This is a genomic window from Bacillus sp. RB3, assembly GCF_030164735.1.
GTDB lineage: Bacteria > Bacillota > Bacilli > Bacillales > Bacillaceae_G > Bacillus_A > Bacillus_A cereus.
Map to the genome: position 1 here is coordinate 1 of NZ_JASNGE010000085.1, position 2,343 is coordinate 2,343.

Genomic DNA, 2,343 nt, shown 5'->3' on the forward strand with positions numbered 1-2,343 from the left:
GTGAGAGTAGGACGTCGCCAAGCAAAAACCTAAGTCGTTTCGACTTAGGTTTTTTTGTGTTTATTTTTATTATTTTAAATTTAAAGGTAAGAATTACCTTTATAAGAATATAGTCCAGATGTAACAAGAATGTTTGTGATCTTATATAAAAAGGTTATATGAAAAGTAGCAATCTAGCTCTTTTAACATAACCTTTTTTGTTTTTAAAGGATTTTACATTAGAAAAAATCTATAATTAAGGTAGTTAACATATATTTTTGATGGGTGTGGGGGATTATGAAAGAAATATGCATGTTATTAGTGGCTGTTATATTATGGGGCACAGCCATTGCGCCAACAAAATGGGCGTTAGAATCTATTCAGCCGTTTACTTTGTTGTTTATTCGTCTTTTCTTTGCAGGTGGAATTTGTATGCTATTCTCATTTAAGCAACTACAAAAATCAGTTGTACATAAAAAAGTTCCATGGAAAAGAATGAGTTTGTTAGCTTTTACCGGTGTAGCTGGTTATTTTATGTTTACATCCTACGGTATTTCTTTAACCAGTGGATTACATGTGAGTATTATAGATGCTGCATTACCATTAGTTACAATTCTTTTTTCAGCACTCTTTTTGAAAGAGAACATTCGATTGAATTATTGGATAGGAATTATATTGGGGGCTATAGGAGTACTCTTTATTACGATTCCATCTAAAAGTGCTAATCAAGAAGTGTCTTTAATAGGAGATATACTGATATTATTAAGTACTTTTCTATTTGCTTTCTACACAGTTGTGCTAAAACGGCCAAAACAAGAACAGTATTTATCAAACGAGGTTTTTACAACATTAACTTTAATTATTGGAGCTGTTATTCTCTTACCGTTTGCACTGGTAGAAATTTTTTATTACGGTCTCCCAAAGGTTGAAACTTGGAAAACGGGACTTAGTGTAATATACCTTGTTATTGGAGCAACAATTTTAGCATATTGGTTTTGGAATAAAGCGCTAGAGAGAGTTTCAGCATCAGTAAGCGGATTATATTTAAATGCATTACCATTAATAAGTATTGTTACTTCAATTATTCTATTAAATGAATCTCTGACATGGAGAGTAATAATGGGAGCGAGTTTAGTTTTAATCGGAGTAGGATGGGCGGATAAGCAAAAGTTATGTAATCTATTAAAAGGTAACAAGGTGGAGAATAGAGACTGTTAAACAGTATGATTTATATAATTGAAATGTTAAAAAGATACCTTATATATGAGGTATCTTTTTTATTTAGCAAAGATAATAGACTAAAGTTAGTATGGATATTCTTTGCTGTATTTATATGTGTCGAAATCATTTTGAAATATTGTTTGGACAAGTTGTATACATTCAGTATCATAAAAGCTTTCAAAAGTCGGATGACGGGGAAATAAAGGATCAGTAATATCGCCTTCGCTAAAATCCCCTTTATAAATCATGGCGGGAGTTTGATGATGCCATGATGTTGAGAACTCATTTATTGGTGCGGTTTTTAATTCGAAACGCTTTTCTAATTCTTTCATTTCCTGATCGAAGTTTTCTAAGTATATATAATTGGTCACATATTCTCCTTCACCAGCTATATATTGTTGTGTGAAATGTGGGTTAATATCACTTGCGTGAGCTCCTTTCATAAATAGATAGTATAGAAATTGTTTAAATGAGATCCCTTTGGAGGAATTTTCATCTTGATATAAAAACTTTCGGATGGGTTTCCATTCGGGATGTTCCATATAAGGAGGTCCAATTAAGGATACGAAAGAACTGACTGCTCTCCTATAAGGGTTACGAACGAGTTTAAAAGTTTCTTTTTGTTTTTCTCGTAGAGCTATTCCTAGTCGTACACTATAGGTAGGTGTACTTTTGTATATATCATATTCATAATTATGAATGAAAGGACTATAGCTTAGAGCGGTTTGTAATAAATCAATCTGGTAAAAGAACCACTTAGCAAGAGAAGTACAACCGCTTTTTTGACTCCAAAATAGAATGATTGGAAACTTCCTATGATAGTGTGGGCTTCTTGAATGGGAGCTTATGATGTGTAATAAAGAAGGGTTGAACAAGTTCTACACTCCTTTCAGTTATCTTATTGATATGTATGAGAAATAAAAGGGGGGTATGAGAGTCTTTTTTATCTTTTTAAAAAAATGAAAGATTAATATTGACTATTATTATATAGAGGTGTAATATAGGACAAGTCGCCGATGACAATAACGTCGCAAGCGACAAATGAAATAAAAAAACTTAGTTGACATTAACTAACGAAGATGTTAACATAAGGAAGTCGCAAATGAGCGACCAAGTAGTTCTTTGAAAACTGAACGAAACAAA

General features: G+C 32.3%; 2 protein-coding genes. One reads left to right on the forward strand and one right to left on the reverse strand.

Annotated elements, in window-relative coordinates:
- Positions 1–276: 276 nt before the first annotated feature.
- Positions 277–1,197, forward strand: a complete 921-nt coding sequence (locus tag QO049_RS30395) for a DMT family transporter (protein ID WP_097856723.1) — start codon at positions 277–279, stop codon at positions 1,195–1,197.
- 86 nt (positions 1,198–1,283) lie between these two features.
- On the opposite strand, the gene QO049_RS30400 is transcribed toward QO049_RS30395, so the two are convergent.
- Positions 1,284–2,075: a sulfotransferase family 2 domain-containing protein gene (locus tag QO049_RS30400; protein ID WP_246961780.1), complete on the reverse strand. Its 792-nt coding sequence runs from the start codon at positions 2,073–2,075 to the stop codon at positions 1,284–1,286.
- Between the last annotated feature and the right edge of the window lie 268 nt (positions 2,076–2,343).